This is a genomic window from Streptomyces sp. NPDC049687 (assembly GCF_044465285.1).
Classification (GTDB): Bacteria; Actinomycetota; Actinomycetes; order Streptomycetales; family Streptomycetaceae; genus Streptomyces.
This window is the reverse complement of sequence record NZ_JBITLN010000010.1, coordinates 60,112-77,804: the sequence shown is the minus strand read 5'-3', so window position 1 is coordinate 77,804 and position 17,693 is coordinate 60,112. Positions and strand designations below refer to the sequence as shown.

Annotated in this window: 14 protein-coding genes; 8 read left to right on the top strand and 6 right to left on the bottom strand. The window is 72.1% G+C overall.

Annotation, left to right across the window (positions count from 1 at the left end; translation table 11 throughout):
- Window positions 1-390: 390 nt before the first annotated feature.
- The 3 genes from ACIBVL_RS28820 to ACIBVL_RS28810 are packed head-to-tail and all read left to right on the top strand — an operon-like array spanning window position 391 to window position 4,516.
- On the top strand, window positions 391-3,147 hold the full coding sequence (locus ACIBVL_RS28820; protein WP_399101399.1) for an alpha/beta fold hydrolase: 2,757 nt from the start codon (window positions 391-393) through the stop codon (window positions 3,145-3,147).
- A gap of 25 nt (window positions 3,148-3,172) precedes the next feature.
- On the top strand, window positions 3,173-4,096 hold the full coding sequence (locus tag ACIBVL_RS28815) for an NAD-dependent epimerase/dehydratase family protein (protein ID WP_399101397.1): 924 nt from the start codon (window positions 3,173-3,175) through the stop codon (window positions 4,094-4,096).
- A gap of 15 nt (window positions 4,097-4,111) precedes the next feature.
- Window positions 4,112-4,516 (top strand): nuclear transport factor 2 family protein, encoded by a 405-nt coding sequence (locus tag ACIBVL_RS28810; RefSeq protein ID WP_399101395.1) that lies wholly within the window; start codon window positions 4,112-4,114, stop codon window positions 4,514-4,516.
- A gap of 104 nt (window positions 4,517-4,620) precedes the next feature.
- Here the strand turns inward: ACIBVL_RS28810 and ACIBVL_RS28805 are convergent, their stop codons facing one another.
- Window positions 4,621-5,571, bottom strand: coding sequence for a LysR family transcriptional regulator (locus ACIBVL_RS28805; protein ID WP_399101394.1), 951 nt, complete (start codon window positions 5,569-5,571; stop codon window positions 4,621-4,623).
- 117 nt (window positions 5,572-5,688) lie between these two features.
- Here ACIBVL_RS28805 and ACIBVL_RS28800 point away from each other — a divergent pair, with 117 nt between their 5' ends.
- Window positions 5,689-6,360, top strand: a complete 672-nt coding sequence (locus tag ACIBVL_RS28800) for an FMN-dependent NADH-azoreductase (protein ID WP_399101392.1) — start codon at window positions 5,689-5,691, stop codon at window positions 6,358-6,360.
- Window positions 6,361-6,376: 16 nt separating this feature from the next.
- Here ACIBVL_RS28800 and ACIBVL_RS28795 read toward each other — a convergent pair whose 3' ends face one another.
- The gene (locus ACIBVL_RS28795; protein ID WP_399101390.1) at window positions 6,377-7,699 is read right to left on the bottom strand and encodes an FAD-binding oxidoreductase; all 1,323 of its coding nucleotides are present in this window, start codon (window positions 7,697-7,699) and stop codon (window positions 6,377-6,379) included.
- Window positions 7,696-8,343: a TetR family transcriptional regulator gene (locus tag ACIBVL_RS28790; protein WP_399101388.1), complete on the bottom strand. Its 648-nt coding sequence runs from the start codon at window positions 8,341-8,343 to the stop codon at window positions 7,696-7,698. Before ACIBVL_RS28790 ends, ACIBVL_RS28795 begins: the two co-directional genes overlap by 4 nt.
- 164 nt (window positions 8,344-8,507) lie before the next feature.
- Between ACIBVL_RS28790 and ACIBVL_RS28785 the strand changes: the two genes are divergently transcribed.
- The 4 genes from ACIBVL_RS28785 to ACIBVL_RS28770 all read left to right on the top strand — a co-directional run bounded on the left by ACIBVL_RS28785 (window position 8,508) and on the right by ACIBVL_RS28770 (window position 14,437).
- Entirely contained in the window at window positions 8,508-9,221 is a 714-nt protein-coding gene (locus ACIBVL_RS28785) for an SDR family NAD(P)-dependent oxidoreductase (protein WP_399101386.1), read from the top strand.
- Between the two features lie 96 nt (window positions 9,222-9,317).
- Window positions 9,318-10,244 carry a DUF4232 domain-containing protein gene (locus ACIBVL_RS28780; protein ID WP_399101384.1) on the top strand — a complete coding sequence of 309 codons (927 nt, stop codon included), beginning with the start codon at window positions 9,318-9,320 and terminating at the stop codon, window positions 10,242-10,244.
- A gap of 132 nt (window positions 10,245-10,376) precedes the next feature.
- Entirely contained in the window at window positions 10,377-11,855 is a 1,479-nt protein-coding gene (locus tag ACIBVL_RS28775) for a 3' terminal RNA ribose 2'-O-methyltransferase Hen1 (RefSeq protein WP_399101382.1), read from the top strand.
- On the top strand, window positions 11,852-14,437 hold the full coding sequence (locus ACIBVL_RS28770) for a polynucleotide kinase-phosphatase (RefSeq protein WP_399101380.1): 2,586 nt from the start codon (window positions 11,852-11,854) through the stop codon (window positions 14,435-14,437). The genes ACIBVL_RS28775 and ACIBVL_RS28770 overlap by 4 nt, the downstream gene beginning before the upstream one ends.
- 2 nt (window positions 14,438-14,439) lie before the next feature.
- On the opposite strand, the gene ACIBVL_RS28765 is transcribed toward ACIBVL_RS28770, so the two are convergent.
- The 3 genes from ACIBVL_RS28765 to ACIBVL_RS28755 form a co-directional block, all read right to left on the bottom strand.
- On the bottom strand, window positions 14,440-15,534 hold the full coding sequence (locus ACIBVL_RS28765; RefSeq protein ID WP_399101378.1) for a Kelch repeat-containing protein: 1,095 nt from the start codon (window positions 15,532-15,534) through the stop codon (window positions 14,440-14,442).
- Between the two features lie 110 nt (window positions 15,535-15,644).
- Window positions 15,645-16,544, bottom strand: a complete 900-nt coding sequence (locus tag ACIBVL_RS28760) for a hypothetical protein (RefSeq protein ID WP_399101376.1) — start codon at window positions 16,542-16,544, stop codon at window positions 15,645-15,647.
- Window positions 16,541-17,572, bottom strand: a complete 1,032-nt coding sequence (locus ACIBVL_RS28755) for an SPFH domain-containing protein (protein ID WP_399101374.1) — start codon at window positions 17,570-17,572, stop codon at window positions 16,541-16,543. The genes ACIBVL_RS28760 and ACIBVL_RS28755 overlap by 4 nt, the downstream gene beginning before the upstream one ends.
- Window positions 17,573-17,693: the final 121 nt, after the last annotated feature.

The following is a 17,693-nucleotide window of genomic DNA, read 5'->3' as shown; positions in this document are numbered from 1 at the left end:
CGAGGCAACGAAGTCGAGGCGGCGCAGGTCAGGAAATGACACCGATGTCGATTCCGGGGCAACACCCGCTCTGACCGGTGTGTTCTCACTCACGCTCGTAGATGTTTGACGGGGCTTTCTTCCCATATTCCTGGTCTTTCGGATTGCGCCTTTTACCTTTGACAACCCGATCGGGCGGTTCTTATAGTCCACGGGTATTCGGAGCCCGGCCGACGTGGCTCATGGAATTGAAGATTCCGGAGGGCGGTCGGCGCCCTCTTTCCCATGTACGCCTCACCCCCCTCGTTCCCTGTACGTCTCACCTCGTCAGTACGACATTCCGTACATCGTTCGGCATACCGACCCGGTGATCCCGGGCACGGCTGCCGAGGCAGAGGAAAGGCACCCCCCATGACCACAGCCGTGACGGCGACACGGACCATCGCGCACCTGTTGCGCGACGCGGCCCGCAACCATCCGGAGTCCGGGCTGCGCTACCCCCGGAGCGCGGACGACCGGGACGCGCCGTTGCAGAGCCATCCCGAACTCCTCGACGCGGCCCGCTCGGTCCTCGCCGGACTGCGCGCCCACGGCCTCGCCCCCCACGACAAGGTCGTCCTGCTCCTGGAGAAGCCGCAGGAGTTCCTCGCCGCGTTCTGGGCCTGCCAGCTCGGCGGATTCGTGCCCTGCCCGATGGCCGCCCTGGGCGGCGACCCCGAGCGCTGGGCGGCCCAGCTCACCCATGTCGACACCCTTCTCGACCATCCGCTGCTCGTCACCAGCGCCACCCTCGCCGCCGAACTCCCGCGCGCCGACGGCCTCGACGTCGTGCCGCTGGAGGAGCTGCGCGCCGAACAGCCGGCCGACTCCTTCCACGAGGCCGACCCCGAGGACACCGCCGTCCTCGTGCTGACGTCCGGCTCCACCGGCAACTCCAAGGCCGTGATGCTCAGCCACGCCAACCTGCTCGCCTCCATGGCCGCCAAGAACGGCTACCACCGGCTGACCGCCGAGGACACCAGCCTCAACTGGGTCTCCTTCGACCATGTCGCCGCCCTTCTCGAGTGCCATCTGCTGCCGCTGTCCGCGGGCAGCACCCAACTGCACGTCGAAGCATCCGTGGTGCTCCAGGAACCGCTGAACTTCCTGCGGATCGTCTCCCGCTTCGGGGTCACCATGACCTTCACACCCAACTTCCTGCTGGGGCTGATCAATCCACAGGCCGACCGGCTCGACGAGGAGGACGGCGACGAGCTCGACCTGTCGCGGCTGCGGCACATCATCAGCGGCGGCGAGGCCGTCGTCCGCACCACCGGCGAGACCTTCCTGAGCCGCTTCGCGCCCCACGGGCTGCGCGCCGACGCCCTCTGGCCCGCCTTCGGCATGTCGGAGACCTGCGCCGGCAGCGTCTACTCCGTCGACTTCCCGGCCGCCGACCAGGGACAGGAGTTCGCCAACCTGGGCCGCCCCGTCGAGGGACTGCGCATCCGGATCGCCGACGAGAACCACCGTGAGCTGCCCGAGGGCGAGGTCGGTGAGCTCCAGCTCGACGGCCCCATGATCACCGCCGGTTACCACAACGACGAGCAGGCCACCCGGAACGCCTTCACGCCCGACGGCTGGTTCCGCAGCGGCGACCTCGGCCGGATCGACGACGGCCGCCTCACCCTGGTCGGCCGCAGCAAGGACAGCGTCATCGTCAATGGCGTCAACTACTTCAGCCATGACATCGAGACCCTCCTCGAAGACCTCGACGACGTGGCCCGCTCCTATGTCGCCGCCTTCCCCACCCGCGCCCCCGGCAGCGACACCGAGCAGCTCGTCATCGCCTTCCACCCGGAGTGCCCCGAGGGCGACGAGCTCGCGCTGTACCGGGTGCTCACCGCGGTCCGCAGCACGGTCGTCATGCACTGGGGCTTCCGGCCCGCGCTCATCCTGCCGCTGCCCGAGGACGCCTTCCCCAAGACCAGCCTGGGCAAGATCCAGCGCGCGCTGATGCGCAAACGTCTGGAGGCCGGGGCGTACGACGACGTGAAGGCGTACGTCGACGACCTGGTCCTGCGCCGGCTCGGCGGCTACACCGCCCCCGAGGGCGACACGGAGAAGGTCCTGGCCGGCATCTACGCCGACATGTTCGACACCGACCCGGGGCGGCTGAGCGCCACCGCCAACTTCTTCGACCTGGGCGGCACCTCGCTCGACATCCTGCGGCTGCGCTCCCTGGTCGCCCAGCGCCTGGGCGCGCACGACCTGCAGATCATCACCGTCCTGCGGGCTCCCACCGTGCGCGCGCTCGCCGCCCGGCTCGACGGGGCGGCCGAGGGCGAGCAGGAGTACGACCCCATCGTCCCGATGCAGACCACCGGCGACCGGACCCCGCTGTTCTGCGTCCACCCCGGCGTCGGCGAGGTACTCGTCTTCGTCAACCTCGCCAAGTACTTCGTCGGCGACCGCCCGTTCTACGCGCTGCGCGCCCGTGGCTTCAACCCCGGCGAGAAGCCCTTCGAGAGCTTCGCGGAGATGGTCGACACCTATGTCCGCGCGATCCGCTCCCGCCGACCGCACGGTCCGTACGCCGTCGCCGGATACTCCTACGGCGGCGCCGTCGCCTTCGAGATGGCCAAAGCCCTCGAAGCACAGGGTGAACGCGTCGACTTCGTCGGCAGCTTCAATCTGCCCCCGCACATCAAGTACCGCATGGAGGAACTCGACTTCATCGAGACGGCGGCCAACCTGGCGTTCTTCCTGGAGCTCATCGACAAGAAGCAGTCCCTCGAACTCCCCGCGGTACTGAGGCCGTTGCCGAGGGACGAACAGCTGGCGTACTTCATCGAGCACGCGCCGAAGGGCCGGCTCGCCGAACTCGACCTCACCTTCGAGAAGTTCAAGGCGTGGGCGGAACTGGCCGACCGGCTCACCGACCTCGGGCGCGGCTACTCACCCGAGGGCAAGGTCCGTTCGATGAGCGTCTTCTACGCCGTTCCGCTGCGCGGCACCAAGGAGGACTGGCTCAACAACGAGCTGCGCCGCTGGGACGAGCACGTCACCGGAGAGAACCGGTACCTCGACGTGCCCGGTGAGCACTACACCCTGATGGGCCCCGCGCACGTGGCGACCTTCCAGTCGATCCTGCGCAAGGAGCTCGACCGCGCCCTCGGCGACGCCTGACCCCGCATCCCTGGGAGGGAATCCCTTGAACGGCAAGAAGATCCTGGTGACCGGCGCCACCGGACAGGTCGCCGGACCGGTGGCCAAGGCGCTCGCCGACGGCAACGAGGTGTGGGCACTCGGCCGCTTCGGCACCCCCGGGTCCGAGGAGGAACTGACCCGGCACGGCATCCGCACCGTCCGCTGGGACATGGACGACACGAGCGCCGGCTCCCTCAAGGGCCTGCCGGAGGACTTCACCCACGTCTTCCACTCGGCGGTCCGGCGCGGCGAGGACGGCGACTTCAACGCCGCCGTCGAGGTCAACTCCGTCGCCGCGGGACGCCTGATGACCCACTGCCGTACGGCGGAGGCGTTCCTGTACGTCTCCACCGGCGCCCTGTACGCCCGGCAGACCCTCGACCACCAGTACACCGAGACCGACCCGCTGGACGGCAGGGCGGACTGGCTGCCCGCCTACCCCGTGGCCAAGATCGCGGCCGAGGGCACGGTCCGGGCGTTCGCCCAGACCCTCGGTCTGCCGACCGTCATCGCCCGCCTCAACATCGCCTACGGCCCCGGCGGTTACGGCGGCGTACCGATGCTCTACTTCAAGCGCATGCTCGCGGGCGAGCCGATCCCCGTCCCCCTGGAGGGCCAGAACTGGACCTCCCTGCTGTACACCGACGACCTGGTGGAACAGGTCCCGCGTCTGTGGGACGCGGCGAGCGTCCCCGTGACCCTCACCAACTGGGGCGGTGACGAGTCCGTCGGCATCACCGACTGCGTCCGTTACCTGGAGGAGCTCACCGGGGTGAAGGCGAACCTCGTACCGAGCGAGGTCACCCGAGAGACCTACCAGTTCGACCCGACGCTGCGCCGCTCGCTCACCGGACCCTGCAAGGTGCCGTGGCGCGAGGGCATCCGGCGCACCCTCGCGGCGCTGCACCCCGACCATCTCAAGGACTGAAGGAACGGACCGGCCATGACCGAGAACACCGATCCGCTGGCACCGATCCACGCCGCCTACGCGGCCTTCGCCAACCGTGACGTGGGAGCCCTCCTGGGCGCCTTCGACCCCGACATCGAGTGGGTGCACCCCGAGGGCATGGACAAATACGGCCTCGGCGGCACCAAGCACGGGCACGCCGGCGTCAAGGAGTTCCTCGCGCACGTGCCGACCGTCCTCGGTGGCATGCGGCTGCATCCCGAGGAGTTCGTCCGCGAGGGGGAGCGCGTGGTGGTCTTCGGCCACCGGGACATCACCTCCCTCGGCGGTCACACGGAGCGGCAGCCGTTCGTGCACTCCTGGGTGCTGCGCGACGGCCGCGCCGTGCGGATGGAGGACATCTTCGACACCGTCGCCTTCCACCGTGTGATCGAGAGCTGACGTGTGCCCATGACGTACGCCCGCCCCGGCCCGGAGGGGACCTGCACGCGGACCGCGCTGTGCCGGCCGCTGCCGGAATGACGGCCCCGCCGGCTGGGGTCGAGTCAGGCCGGCGTGGGGCGTGCGGGGTCGTCGGAGGCGCCGCGGCGGAGGTCCTCGGCCGCCTCTCGAACGGCAGGGAGCAGGACCGCGACCGGAGGGCTGTCCAGGGCGCCCTCGCGGACCACGAGGGTGATACGGCGGGTGGGGTGGACGCCGGCAAGGGCGATACGGGTGACCGGATGGCCCGGGCGTTCCGGCACCAGATCGGGCACGAGGGCGACACCCCAGCCCAGCGAGACCAGCCCGAACACGGCCTGCATGTCCCCGATGTCGGAGACGATGTCGGGGACGAACCCGGCCCCGGCGCACATGTGCAGGGCCAGTTGTCCCAGCCCGGAGGTGCGGTCCAGCAGCCAGGGCTGCTCCGCGAACTCGGCGAGGTCACGCGGACCCTCACCCCGCGCCAGCGGGTGACCGGGTGCGATGACCAGGCGGATACGGTCGCTGATCACCTCCTCCTCGTACAGTCCGGGCACCCGGGGCTCGGGCACCTGCGAATAGCCGGAGGCCAGGACCGCGTCGAGCCGGCCCAGCCGGACCGTCTGCCGGCCCTCGTCCGGATCCACGCCGTGGAGGGTGATCCGCAGATCCGGATGCCGTTCCCGCAGGCGGTTCAGCGCCGGCACCAGCAGGGCCGGGCCCTCGTGCAGCGGCACCCCCACCCGCAGTTCGCCACTGACCCTGCCGTCACGCGCCAGCAACTCGGCCTCGGCAGCCTCCAACTGGGCGAGGACCCGCTCGGTGTGGGCGACCAGCAGGCGCCCGGCGGCGGTGAGTTCGGCCCGCCTGCTGCCCCGGTCCAGGAGCGCGGCGCCGGTCTCCGACTCCAGCGCGGACAACTGCTGGGAGACCGCGGAACGCGTGTAGTTGAGCGCCTGGGCGGCCGCGGCGATCGACCCCCGCGCCCCCACCTCGCGCAGCAGCACCAGTTTCCGTACGTCCAGCACCGTCATCCTCGCTAACGCTTCCGGTTACGAAGTATCACGCCAGATTACGGGACAGGGCTCCGGGGCGGCGCTTTCAATGGAGATCGGCCCTGTCCAACGCGTAGCTCACACAAGGGAATCCGCATGCCCACACTGCTCCACCTCGACTCCAGCCCCCGCCGGGGCTCGGTCTCCCGCCAGATCTCGGGTGAGTTCGCGGAGGCCTGGCGCAAGGCCAACCCCGAGGGCACCTACGTCTACCGCGACCTGGCCGCCGACCCCGTGCCGCACGTCGATCACCCGCAGATCGAGGTCATGCACCGTCTGGAGACGGAGGGCGTGCGCGACCTCGCGGCGGCCCGGGAGGCGGCGCGGTCGCCCGAGGAGAAGGCGAGCTGGGCGGTGACCTGGCCGCTGATCGAGGAGCTGCTCGCGGCCGACACCGTCCTGCTCGGCGTCCCGATGTACAACTTCTCCGTGCCGTCCACCTTCAAGGCGTGGTTCGACCGGGTCCTGATCGCCCCGCTGATCGCCGACCCGGCCACCGGCCAGGGCCCGCTGTCCGGCAAGAAGGTCGTGGTGGCCTCCGCGCGCGGCGGTGCCTACGGCCCCGGCACGCCCCGCCACGACAGCGACCACCAGGAGCCGTATCTGAAGGCGGCCCTCGCCATGGTCGGCCTCGCCGCCGACCTGACCTTCCTGCACGCGGAGCTCACCAAGTCGGCGCACGTGCCGCGGCTCGCCCAGTTCAAGGAGCTGGCCGCCACCTCCTACCAGGCGGCGATCGACGGCGCCCGCACCCACGGCGGAGCCTGACGCCCGGGGCGGCGGCTCACCGCAGCGGGAAGTTGCGGTCGAACACGTTCTCCGGGTCGTACCGGGCCTTGAGCGAGCGCAGCCGGGTCAGGGCCGGCTCGGGGAACGCCTCGGCGAGGACGTCGGGGGAGCGGCGGCTGTCGAAGCTGAGGTACATGCCGTTCACCTCGGGGGCGAGCCGCGCCCAGTGGGCGTCGAGGGAGCGCTCCAGGTCGGGGACGGTCGCGGAGAGCAGCTGGAAGTTCTGGGTGCGGTGGGCGTAGGCGGTGGCCGAGGGATCGACGTCGTTCACCGCGCCGCCCACCGAACGGAACTGCTCCATCAGCACCTGCCCCGACGCCAGTGCCTCCGCCACGGACCGCGCGGTGTGCGCGGACACCCGGTCCAGCAGCCCGGAGCGGGTGGCGCCGAGCCCCTGGCCGTGGTGCGGGGCGCCGCCCACCGGCACCAGGGCCGGATAGGGGGCGAGCACCGCCTCCTGCTTCAGCAGCGGGCCCAGCCCCAGCAGGGGCGTCAGTACCCGTTGGGCGTCCTCCGGCCGCTCGCCCGCGTACACGGCGGCGACATGGGCGACAGGGGGCCGGCCGGGTCCCGCCGGCATGAGGGTGAGGAAACTGGTCAGCTCCCGGGGCGCGGTCGCCAGAACCTCTCCCCACTCCTCCACGAGCGCCGCGCCGTCCCGCGCGTCGAAGATCAGGTCGGCGAACACGACGTCACCGGTCTCGGACGCCTCCAGCTCCACCGCCGTGACGACCCCGAAGTTGCCGCCCGCGCCCCGGACCGCCCAGAACAGGTCGGGATCGCGCTCCGCCTCGGCCCGTACGAACGTCCCGTCCGCCAGGACGAGTTCGACGGCCGTCACATGGTCGATCGTCAGCCCGTCCCGCCGCGCGAACCAGCCCATGCCGCCCGCCGTGACGAGCCCACCCACGCCGACATCGCCGGTGTCGCCCGAGCTGACGGCCAGCCCGTGCGGGGCGAGGACCTGCGCCACCCGCCCCCAGCGGGCGCCCGCGCCGACCCGGACCCGGCGGCGTGCCCGGTCCAGCACCTCCACCCGGTCGAGCCGGGAGACGTCGAGGACGACACCGCCGTCGTTGGTCGACCGCCCGCTGATGCCGTGCCCGCCGCTGCGCACGGACAGCACCCCGCCCCGGCAGCGGGCGTACGCCAGAGCCGCGGCCGTCTCCTCCACGCTCTCCGGGAAGATCACCACCGCCGGGGCGCCCCGGTGGACGTATCCGTGCCGCACCCGCTCGTAGCGCGCGTCGGACGGCAGGACCGCGCGGCCGGTGAGGGACGGCGGTAACTCGACGTGAGCGACGCTCTGTTCCGTCATGACGCGGAGGTCCCTCCGAAGGGCTCGGGGTGTACGGGCTCGAGGTGTTCGAGGGGTTGAAGCAGACACCGCAGCATGCGCGTCAGGTGCGCCACCAGCCGCTCCGGCGGCATCTCGGCCACCGGCCCGCTGCGCAGCACGTACCGGCTGAAGGTGACGCCGATGAGCTGGGAGGCGAGCAGATCGATGCGCTCGTCCGCGTCCGGGCCGGTCAGCACCGTGCGGTAGGCCTCCGCGCTGCTGCGCCGCATCGCCGCGTACAACTCGGTGGCGGCCTGCTCGTCGGAGGCGGCACTGCGGATCAGGGCCAGGAACGGGTCGTTGCCGTCGGCGTGTTCCATCCGCTCGACGAAGGCCTGTGCGATCCGGTCCGGCAGGGTGCCGGGCGGGCCGGGCATCAGCTCGGGCAGGTCCCGCGGGCCGGGCACGGCCGCGAGGAACAACTGCTCCTTCGAGCCGAAGTGCCGCATGACCAGACCGTGGGTGACCCCGGCCCGGCCCGCGATCTCCCGGATCGTGGCCCGGGCGTAGCCCCGCTCGGCGAACGCGGCCCGCGCGGCCTCCAGGATCGCCTCGCGGTGCGCCTCCGGGGCGCGGACGCGTTTCCTGGCCGGGGCGGGGGCATCGGTCGGTTCCGTGGTCACAACTCCAAATGTACATCTGGTCATTAGCGCCGCCGCTGACTAGGCTGCTCGAAATGACCACTCGTTCATTACCGTTTGGGGAACCGCCCGAGGAACTCTTCGGAAGGCCATTCGGGAAGACATTCGGGCAACCGCCCGCCGCTCCCTACCTGCAGGGCCGCACCGTGCTCGTCGTCGGCGCGAGCGGCGGCATCGGGGAAGGAGTGACACGCGCCCTGCTGACGCTCGGCGCCACCGTGGTCGCCGCCGGCCGCAGCGAGGCCCGGCTGAACGGCCTCGCCGAGTACGCGGCCGACGCGGGCCCGGGCATCCTGCGTCCCCACGTGGTCGACGTCTCCGACCCCGACAGCGCCGCCGTGCGCTCCGCGCTCGCCCAGGAGTACGGCACGTTCGACGGCGCCGTCCTGACCCTCGGCAACTGGGGCCCGCAGGGCCGGACGGGGCTGCTGGAGGTGACCGACGAGCTCTGGGACACCATGATCGCCGACAACCTCTCCAGCCACTTCCGGGCGTTGCGCGCGGTCACCCCGTTGCTCGCCCCGGACGGCGCACTCGTCCACTTCACCGGCTTCAGCGCGGAACTGCCCTACCCGGGTGCCGCCCTGATCGGCGCGACCAACGCGGCCAAGAAGTCGCTGCTGCGCACGCTGACCGCCGAACTCGACGGCAAGGGCCCGCGGATCTACGAGCTCGTCATCGGCCCCGTCCGCACCCGCCCCCGCGCCGCGGCGGGCGCCGACAGCGTGTCCTGGCTGAGCGGCGAGGACCTCGGCCGGCACGCCGGCGAGCTGATCGCCCGGCGCGGTCCGTGGACGGCCGAGCCCCTGCAGTATCTCCTCGACCGTGCCTCCGGTGTGCTCACCATGTCGCCCCAGTGAGGGAGTCCACCGAGGGCGCCCCGCTGTGACAGGGCTGTGACCGGAGGTGTGCCTTCCATCACGGCCGGGGCGGTGCGGCCCTGATGAGGTGACCGGATGCGCAGACCCGCCCCCCTCGTCCCGGCCCTCGCCGTCGTGCTGCTGCTGTCGGCCTGCGGTTCGGAACGCGTCGGCCACCCGTCCAACGGTCCCGGAGCAGCCTCCCCGGCGCCCCGGACCCGGGTCACGGACCCGCCGGTGGACGGCGTACGCATCACGGCCGTGAGCATCCCGTCCGCCTCGCCGACCCCCTCCGCCTCCCCGGGCCAAGTCCACGCGGACCCTCTCCCCGCCGACCCCGAGGTCTCCGCCGCCTACGAGGTCACCAACGACGGCACCGAGGCGCTGACGTACACCGTGCTCTTCGGCTTCATGTCGAGTGACGGCGGGGCCGTGAGCAACCAGCGCGAGACCGTACGCTCGGTCGGTCCCGGCAGGACGGTCCGGGGGACCGTCGGACCGGGGGTGCTGCCACCGGGAGCGCCCGCGGTGACCACGGTGAAGGTCACCGAGGTCACCAAGGTCCCCGCCGCCGAGGCGCCGGCCGAGGCCGGCGTCTGCCCGCCCTCCGGGATCCGGGTCACGGCCGACGACGGCGACGCCGCCATGGGGCTGCGCGTCGTCGGACTGCGCCTGGAGAACTGCGGCACGAAGGACTACAGCCTCGACGGCTACCCGCAGTTGACCCTCCTGGACGAGGACCGCGAGCCGGTCGAAGGAGTGCGGATCCTCCGGGGTGGCGACAGCATCGCCGGCGGCACCGGCTACGACGACCCGCCCCGCCCCCTCACCCTGAAACCCGGTGACAGCGCGGTGTCCGGTCTGGTCTGGCGCAACACCACCGGCTCCGGCACCGCCGTGAACATCCCCTACGTCCGGATCCGCGCCAAGGCCGGCGCCGCACCGGTGACGGTGACGCCCCACCTCGATCTCGGGACCACCGGCAAGCTGGGCGTCGGCGCGTGGAAACGGGCGGAACCGTAGGACGCGGGAACGGGCGCGGCCGTACGCCGGGAAATTCCCGCGTGCGCCCGGACCGATCTCTGTACGTTGGAGGGGCGCGCGAGCGCACGACCAGCGCTTTCGCTCCTACCGAACCCTTTCGAGGCACCCACCGTGTTCCTGACGATCACCACCACCGGCACCCCCGAACGCCCCGCCACCGACCTGGGCTTCCTGCTGCACAAGCATCCCGACAAATCGCAGGCGTTCTCCACCTCCTACGGCAAGGCGCACGTCCTCTATCCCGAGGCCGACGACCGGCGCTGCACGGCGGCGCTGCTGCTGGAGGTGGATGCCGTGGCGCTGGTCCGGCGCGGCAAGGGCAAGGGCCGCGGCGGCGCCCCCGACGCGGCGCTCGCTCAGTACGTCAACGACCGTCCGTACGCGGCCTCCTCGCTGCTCGCCGTCGCGCTGAGCGCCGTCTTCTCCAGCGCGATGCGGGGCGTGTGCGGTGCCAGGCCCGAACTCCCCGGGCAGACAAGGCCGTTGCGCGTCGAGGTGCCCGCGGTGCCCGCCCGGGGCGGCGCCGCTCTCGTACGGCGTCTCTTCGAGCCGCTCGGCTGGACGGTGACCGCCGACCCGGTGGCCCTCGACACCGCGTTCCCCGAGTGGGGCGACTCGCGGTACGTCGGTCTCGTACTGGAATCCGAGACGCTGACCCTCGCCGAGGCGCTGCGGCACCTGTATGTGCTGCTGCCGGTCCTCGACGACGCCAAGCACTACTGGGTCTCCTCCGACGAGGTCGACAAGCTGCTGCGCGCCGGTGAGGGCTGGCTGCCCGAACACCCCGAGCAGAAGCTGATCACCAGCCGTTACCTCTCGCGCCGCTGGTCGCTGACCCGGCAGGCGATGGAGCGGCTGGAGCTGGTCCGGCTCGCCGAGGCCGACGACAGCGCGGTCGAGGAGATCGACAACGCGGTCGAGGCGGAGGCGGAGACGGAGGAGAAGCCGACCCCGCTCGCCGTGCAGCGGCGGGACGCGATCGTCGCCGCGCTCAAGGCGTCCGGCGCCGCCCGTGTGCTCGACCTCGGCTGCGGCCAGGGACAGTTGGTGCAGGCGCTGCTGAAGGACCCGGGGTTCACCGAGATCGTCGGTGTCGACGTGTCGGTGCGCGCGCTCACCATCGCCTCCCGACGGCTGAAGCTGGACCGGATGGGCGAGCGGCAGGCGTCCCGCGTCCGGCTCCTCCAGGGCTCGCTCGCGTACACGGACACCCGCCTCAAGGGCTATGACGCCGCCGTGCTCAGCGAGGTCGTCGAGCACCTCGACCTGCCCAGGCTGCCGGCCCTGGAGTACGCGGTGTTCGGCTCGGCCCGCCCGCGCACGGTCCTGGTGACCACCCCGAACGTCGAGTACAACGTCCGGTGGGAGAGCCTGCCGGCGGGACACGTCCGGCACGGCGACCACCGCTTCGAGTGGACGCGGCAGGAGTTCCGCGGGTGGGCGGCCGCGGTGGCCGAACGGCATGGCTACGAGGTTCGGTTCGTCCCCGTCGGCCCGGACGACCCGGAGGTGGGACCGCCCACCCAGATGGCCGTGTTCAGCATCAGGAGCACCGAGACCACGAACGAGAAGGAGGCGAAGGCGGCATGACCGAGACACACACCCAGGGGCGGGTCCTCCCCGTCACCGACCTCTCCCTCGTCGTGCTGATCGGCGCGTCCGGGTCCGGCAAGTCCACCTTCGCGCGACGGCACTTCAAGCCCACCGAGGTGATCTCCTCCGACTTCTGCCGGGGGCTGGTCTCCGACGACGAGAACGACCAGAGCGCGACCAGGGACGCCTTCGACGTCCTGCACTACATCGCGGGCAAGCGGCTCGCGGCGGGCCGCCGCACGGTCGTCGACGCCACCAGCGTCCAGCAGGACGCCCGCCGGCAACTGATCGACCTGGCCAAGCAGTACGACGTGCTGCCCATCGCCATCGTGCTCGACGTGCCGGAGGAGGTGTGCGCCGAGCGCAACGCGGGCCGCACCGACCGCGCCGACATGCCGCGCCGCGTGATCCAGCGCCACACCCGCGAACTGCGCCGTTCCCTCAGGCACCTGGAGCGCGAGGGCTTCCGCAAGGTGCACGTCCTGCGGGGCGTGGCGGACGTCGAGAACGCCACCGTCGTCACCGAGAAGCGCTTCAACGACCTGACCCACCTCACCGGCCCCTTCGACATCATCGGCGACATCCACGGCTGCGCCTTCGAACTGGAGTCGCTGCTGGAGAAGTTGGGCTACACCGACGGCGTCCACCCGGAGGGCCGCCAGGCGGTCTTCGTGGGCGACCTCGTCGACCGCGGCCCGGACAGCCCGGGCGTGCTGCGGCGCGTGATGTCGATGGTCAGGTCGGGCAACGCCCTGTGCGTCCCGGGCAACCACGAGAACAAGTACGGCCGTCACCTGAAGGGCCGCAAGGTCCAGCACACCCACGGGCTCGCCGAGACGATCGAGCAGATGGAGGGCGAGAGCGAGGAGTTCCGCCGGGAGGTACGGGAGTTCATCGACGGACTCGTCAGCCACTACGTCCTCGACGGCGGCCGGCTGGTGGTCTGCCACGCCGGTCTGCCGGAGAAGTACCACGGCCGCACCTCCGGCCGGGTCCGCTCGCACGCCCTGTACGGCGACACCACCGGCGAGACCGACGAGTTCGGCCTGCCGGTGCGCTACCCGTGGGCGGAGGACTACCGGGGCCGGGCGGCGGTCGTCTACGGGCACACCCCTGTCCCGGAGGCCACCTGGCTGAACAACACCATCTGCCTGGACACCGGCGCCGTCTTCGGCGGCAAGCTGACCGCGCTGCGCTGGCCCGAGCGCGAGCTGGTCGACGTACCGGCGCAGCGGGTCTGGTACGAGCCGGCCAGGCCGCTGAGGTCGGAGGCGCCCGGCGGGCACGACGGCCGCCCGCTGGACCTGGCGGATGTCCACGGCCGTCGCGTCGTCGAGACCCGGTACGACGGCCAGGCGCGGATCTCGATCCGCGAGGAGAACGCGGCCGCGGCCCTGGAGGTCATGAGCCGGTTCGCGGTCGACCCGCGCCTGCTGCCGTACCTGCCGCCGACCATGGCGCCCACGGCGACCAGCCGTGTGGACGGCTACCTGGAGCACCCGGCGGAGGCGTTCGCGCAGTACGCGGCGGACGGCGTCGCACGGGTCGTGTGCGAGGAGAAGCACATGGGCTCGCGGGCGGTGGCCCTGGTCTGCCGTGACGCGGACGTGGCGCGCAAGCGCTTCGGCGTCGACGGCCCCACCGGGTCCCTCTACACCCGCACCGGCCGCCCGTTCTTCGACGACGAGTCGGTGACCGAGGAGATCCTCGGGCGGGTGCGGACGGCGGTGGACGAGGCGGGACTCTGGGCGGAACTCGACACGGACTGGCTGCTGCTGGACGCCGAGTTGATGCCGTGGTCGCTGAAGGCCTCAGGTCTGCTGCGCTCGCAGTACGCGGCCGTGGGCGCCGCGTCGGGGGCGGTCTTCCCGGGCGCCCTCGCCGCCCTGGAGGGCGCGGCGGCCAGGGGCGTCGACGTCTCGGACCTGCTCGCCCGCCAGCGCGGACGTGCCTCGGACGCGGCCGCGTTCACGGAGGCCTACCGCCGCTACTGCTGGACGACGGACGGCCTGGACGGCGTACGCCTGGCCCCGTTCCAGATCCTCGCGGTCCAGGGCCGCAGCCTGGCCGGCCTGCCCCACGACGAGCAACTGGCCTTGCTCGACCGGCTGGTGGAGCACGACGGCACCGGTCTGCTGCAGACCACCCGCCGCCTGTACGTCGACACGGCCGACCCCGAGTCGGTCCGGGCCGGCGTCGACTGGTGGCTGGAGATGACCGGCCGCGGCGGTGAGGGCATGGTCGTCAAGCCGCTCGGTGCCGTCGTACGGAGCGGGTCCCCCCGCTCGGGCGAAGCCGAGAGCGGGGGCGGGCAGGGCCGCCTGGTCCAGCCCGGCATCAAGTGCCGGGGCCGCGAGTACCTCCGGATCATCTACGGCCCGGAGTACACGCGCCCCGACAACCTGGCACGGCTGCGCGGACGCTTCCTGAACCACAAGCGTTCCCTCGCGATCCGCGAGTACGTGCTCGGCCTGGAGGCTCTGGACCGCCTGGCCGAGGGCGAGCCGCTGTGGCGAGTCCACGAGGCGGTGTTCGGGGTGCTGGCGCTGGAGTCGGAGCCGGTGGACCCGCGGCTGTGAGGTCAGCGTCGGGTGGCCGACGGGGGGTCCAGGGCCTCCAGTCGGGCCACCTCGCCGGCGTTCGTGACGCCGCCGACGACGTAGACACAGTTGCCGGTCACCCCGGCGGGACACGGAAGCGCCGCGGCTCCGGTGTTCGAGCGGGGCCCCGGCTGCGACGGCAGGGTGGTCCAGGCGTTGGACGCCGGGTTGAACGACTCGGCGTCGGCCAGGAGCGCCGTGTCGGTCGCGCCGCCCACCGCGTAGACACAGGTGCCCTGCTGTCCCGGTGGGCAGCTGCTGGCGGCCACTCCCAGAGCTCCTCTGGGAACGGGCAACGACGCCACCTGGCTCCAGGCGCGGGTGGCCGGGTTGTAGGACTCCACCGTGCCCGTGGCGTGCTTGTTGCCGTCGAACCCGCCCACCGCGTAGACACAGATGCCCGTCTGCCCCGCCGGACAGGGGGCGGCCGCGGCGCCCAGGGAGTACCGGGCCGCGCGCAGTGACGCGACCGTGCTCCAGGACCTGGTGACCGGGTTGAAGGACTCCACGGTCGCCAGGGCGCCGGAGGAGCCGACACCGCCCACCGCGTAGACACACATCCCGCCCTGTCCCGCGGGGCAGGGTGCGGACGCCGCCGCGAAGGACCTGCGGGCCGTCTTCAGCGGTGTGGCGGTTCCCCAGGCGTTGACCGCAGGGTTGTAGAACGTGACCGCGCCGCTGACGCCGGAACCCCCGAGGGCGTACACGCAGGTCCCGCCCAGCCCGTCCGGGCAGGGCGCGGCAGCCGCCGCTAGGGCGCTGCGGGGCGCGGGCAGGGGCGGCAGCGTGGACCAGGCGTTGGTGCGCCGGTTGTACGACTCCGCCGTGGCCAGCGTCGAGCCGCCGGTGGTACCGCCCACCGCGTAGAGACAGCTCCCGGTCTGGCCACGCGGGCAGGGCGCGGCGGCCGAGGCCAATTGGGAACGAGCCGTGGGCATGGACGGCAGCGTGATCCAGAACAGTCCGTCGCGCGCTCCGGCGGGCAGCATCCCGCACAGGACGGCGACGGCCGTGAGGATCCCGGTGAGGGCACAGCGGGCGTGCCATCCGCTCGGGATCATGCGTATGTGGGGCAAGGCGGGCTCCTGTCGCAGAGTGGGGGCGTTACCAGGGATGTCCCACGCCGTGCCGGACGACCCGCCGCCGGAGCCGTACATTTCGCCCTATTGGCTCATGGGCTCGCCCGTCACCCCACCAGCCGCAACCGTTCCCCGCACACCCCCACCCGCACCGTCTGCCCCCACGTCAGCTCCACCGCGTCGCCCTCGATCCCGTCCCCGAAGGCGATGAGCCGCTCGGACTCGACGGTGAGGGTCAGCCGGCCGCCGCCGGCCAGCTCGCCCGCCACCCATGACGTCCCCGTCACGGGCGACGGCCAGGCCTCCCGTACGAACCACACGAGCCGTTCCTCCGCGGGCCCCGGCAGCCGGAGGCCTCCGCCCCGCTCCTGCCAGACCGAGCGGATCCAGCCGGTGGCTCCCGTGCCGGTGCCGATCAGCACCCCGGAGGAGGCCTGGGCCTCGACGACACCCCCGTCGTCCTCGAGGCCCAGGCGGTAGCGGGCGGTCTGGTGACCGGCGGCGCCGAGGTAGATCTCGTTGAGGGCCAGCAGGCGCTGTGTGTCGTCGGCGACTGCTTCGACCATGGTCAGCTCGGACACACCGGTGGCGGACGCGAGCACCGAGGGCAGGAGCGCGGCGGCGTCCCCCGGGCGGTGGCGGACCAGGACGCCCGGATTGCGGCCGGGGTCGGTGTCGATGCCCACCACCGGTTGTCCGGCGAGGTACTTGGCGACGTTCGCCACCAGACCGTCCTGGCCGACCACGATCACCACATCCTCGGGGGCGAAGAGGAAGCGGTCCAGGTCGGTACGTTCCACCCGTGTCTGACGCCAGGTCAGAGGGATCGCCGCCGTCACCTCGGCCAGCGCACGCCGGGTGCGGCGATGGCGTTCGGCGATCTCCTCGATGTCCCGGCCCCGAGAGGAGAGGAAGAAGGCGGCCTGGCCGTGCGTGCCGTGCCGGGCCACCAACTCCTCGTACTCCGTGGTGCGATGGACGAGCACGGCCCGCGGGGCGAGGCTCACCGAGGTGCTCCCAGCCTGGCGAGCAGCCCGGTCAGCACGTCCGGCGAGATGGTCACGCTGTCGATGCGCGGCAGGTTCTCCGCGAGCCGGGTTCCGGTCAGGGCGTGCAGGGTCGCGACATCGACCTCCGCGTGCACCCGAAGCCAGGCCGCCTGCGCCTGGGCCCGCGCCTGGCCCACCTCACGCGCCGCCTCCGCCTCCGCCCGGGCGAGCTGTACGGCGCGGGCGGCCTCCGCCTCCGCGAGTCGTACCGTGCGGGTCGCCTCGGCCTCCGCCCGGACCTTGTCCGCGGCCGCGCTCTCCTCCGCCTCGCGGCGGGCGTTGGTACCGCGCTGTTCGACCAACTGCTCCTCGCGCCGGGCGAGTTCGATCTTGCTGGCCAGTTCGTTCTCGGCGATGGTCCGTTCGCGCTCGACGGCCACCGCCCGCCGTTCGTACGTCGCCCGGTCGGCCTCCTGCTGGATCTGCTCGCGGGCCGGTGTGCGCAGCGCGCGCTCCACCTCGGGCTCGGGGCGCAGCGCGACCACGCGGACGGCGACCACCTCGATGCCGGTGGCGGGCAGGCGCGGCTCCGCCGCCAGCCCCGCGGCGACCCGCTCCCGCACCGAGGCGACCCCGTCGACCAGCGCCGCCGACAGCGGCGTACGGGCGAGGACGTCCAGCGCGTGCTGCTGGGCCGTCTCGGTCAGCAGCGTGCCGAGCTGTTCCAGGGGCGCGCCGCGCCAGCTGCCGGTGTCCGGGTCGATGGAGAAGTCCAGGCGGGCGGCGGCCACCGCCGGGTCGCTGATCCGGTAGGTCACCGTCGCCTGCACGGTGACGTCCTGGAAGTCGACCGTACGGGCGTGGAAGGTCATGGCCAGCTCACGGTCGTCCACCGGCACTTCGGAGAGCGCCGCGGTCAACGAGCGGAACCAGAAGCTGAGCCCGGGGCCGTCGTGCACCAGCGTGCCCGAGCGGTGGTGGCGGATGTGTGCCGTCGGGGCGCCGCGCAGATGGCGCCAGCCCAGCCGCCGGGTGATGTCGGCCATGGAGTGATCCCCCTCGCCCTCGTGTTTTTCGTCAATGCGACGATAATCGAGCCGACCAGTTGTCGTCAAGGGGACGAAAATAAGAGGCGGGGAAACGGTCGCACCGCGGGTGAAGACGGTC

Bases quoted from the DNA above. Each gene is read 5' to 3' on its own strand.
- ACIBVL_RS28820 (WP_399101399.1), top strand. From the start codon at position 391: ATGACCACAGCCGTGACGGCGACACGGACCATCGCGCACCTGTTGCGC.
- ACIBVL_RS28810 (WP_399101395.1), top strand. From the start codon at position 4,112: ATGACCGAGAACACCGATCCGCTGGCACCGATCCACGCCGCCTACGCG.
- ACIBVL_RS28805 (WP_399101394.1), bottom strand. From the start codon at position 5,571: ATGACGGTGCTGGACGTACGGAAACTGGTGCTGCTGCGCGAGGTGGGG.
- ACIBVL_RS28800 (WP_399101392.1), top strand. From the start codon at position 5,689: ATGCCCACACTGCTCCACCTCGACTCCAGCCCCCGCCGGGGCTCGGTC.
- ACIBVL_RS28795 (WP_399101390.1), bottom strand. From the start codon at position 7,699: ATGACGGAACAGAGCGTCGCTCACGTCGAGTTACCGCCGTCCCTCACC.
- ACIBVL_RS28780 (WP_399101384.1), top strand. From the start codon at position 9,318: ATGCGCAGACCCGCCCCCCTCGTCCCGGCCCTCGCCGTCGTGCTGCTG.
- ACIBVL_RS28770 (WP_399101380.1), top strand. From the start codon at position 11,852: ATGACCGAGACACACACCCAGGGGCGGGTCCTCCCCGTCACCGACCTC.
- ACIBVL_RS28755 (WP_399101374.1), bottom strand. From the start codon at position 17,572: ATGGCCGACATCACCCGGCGGCTGGGCTGGCGCCATCTGCGCGGCGCC.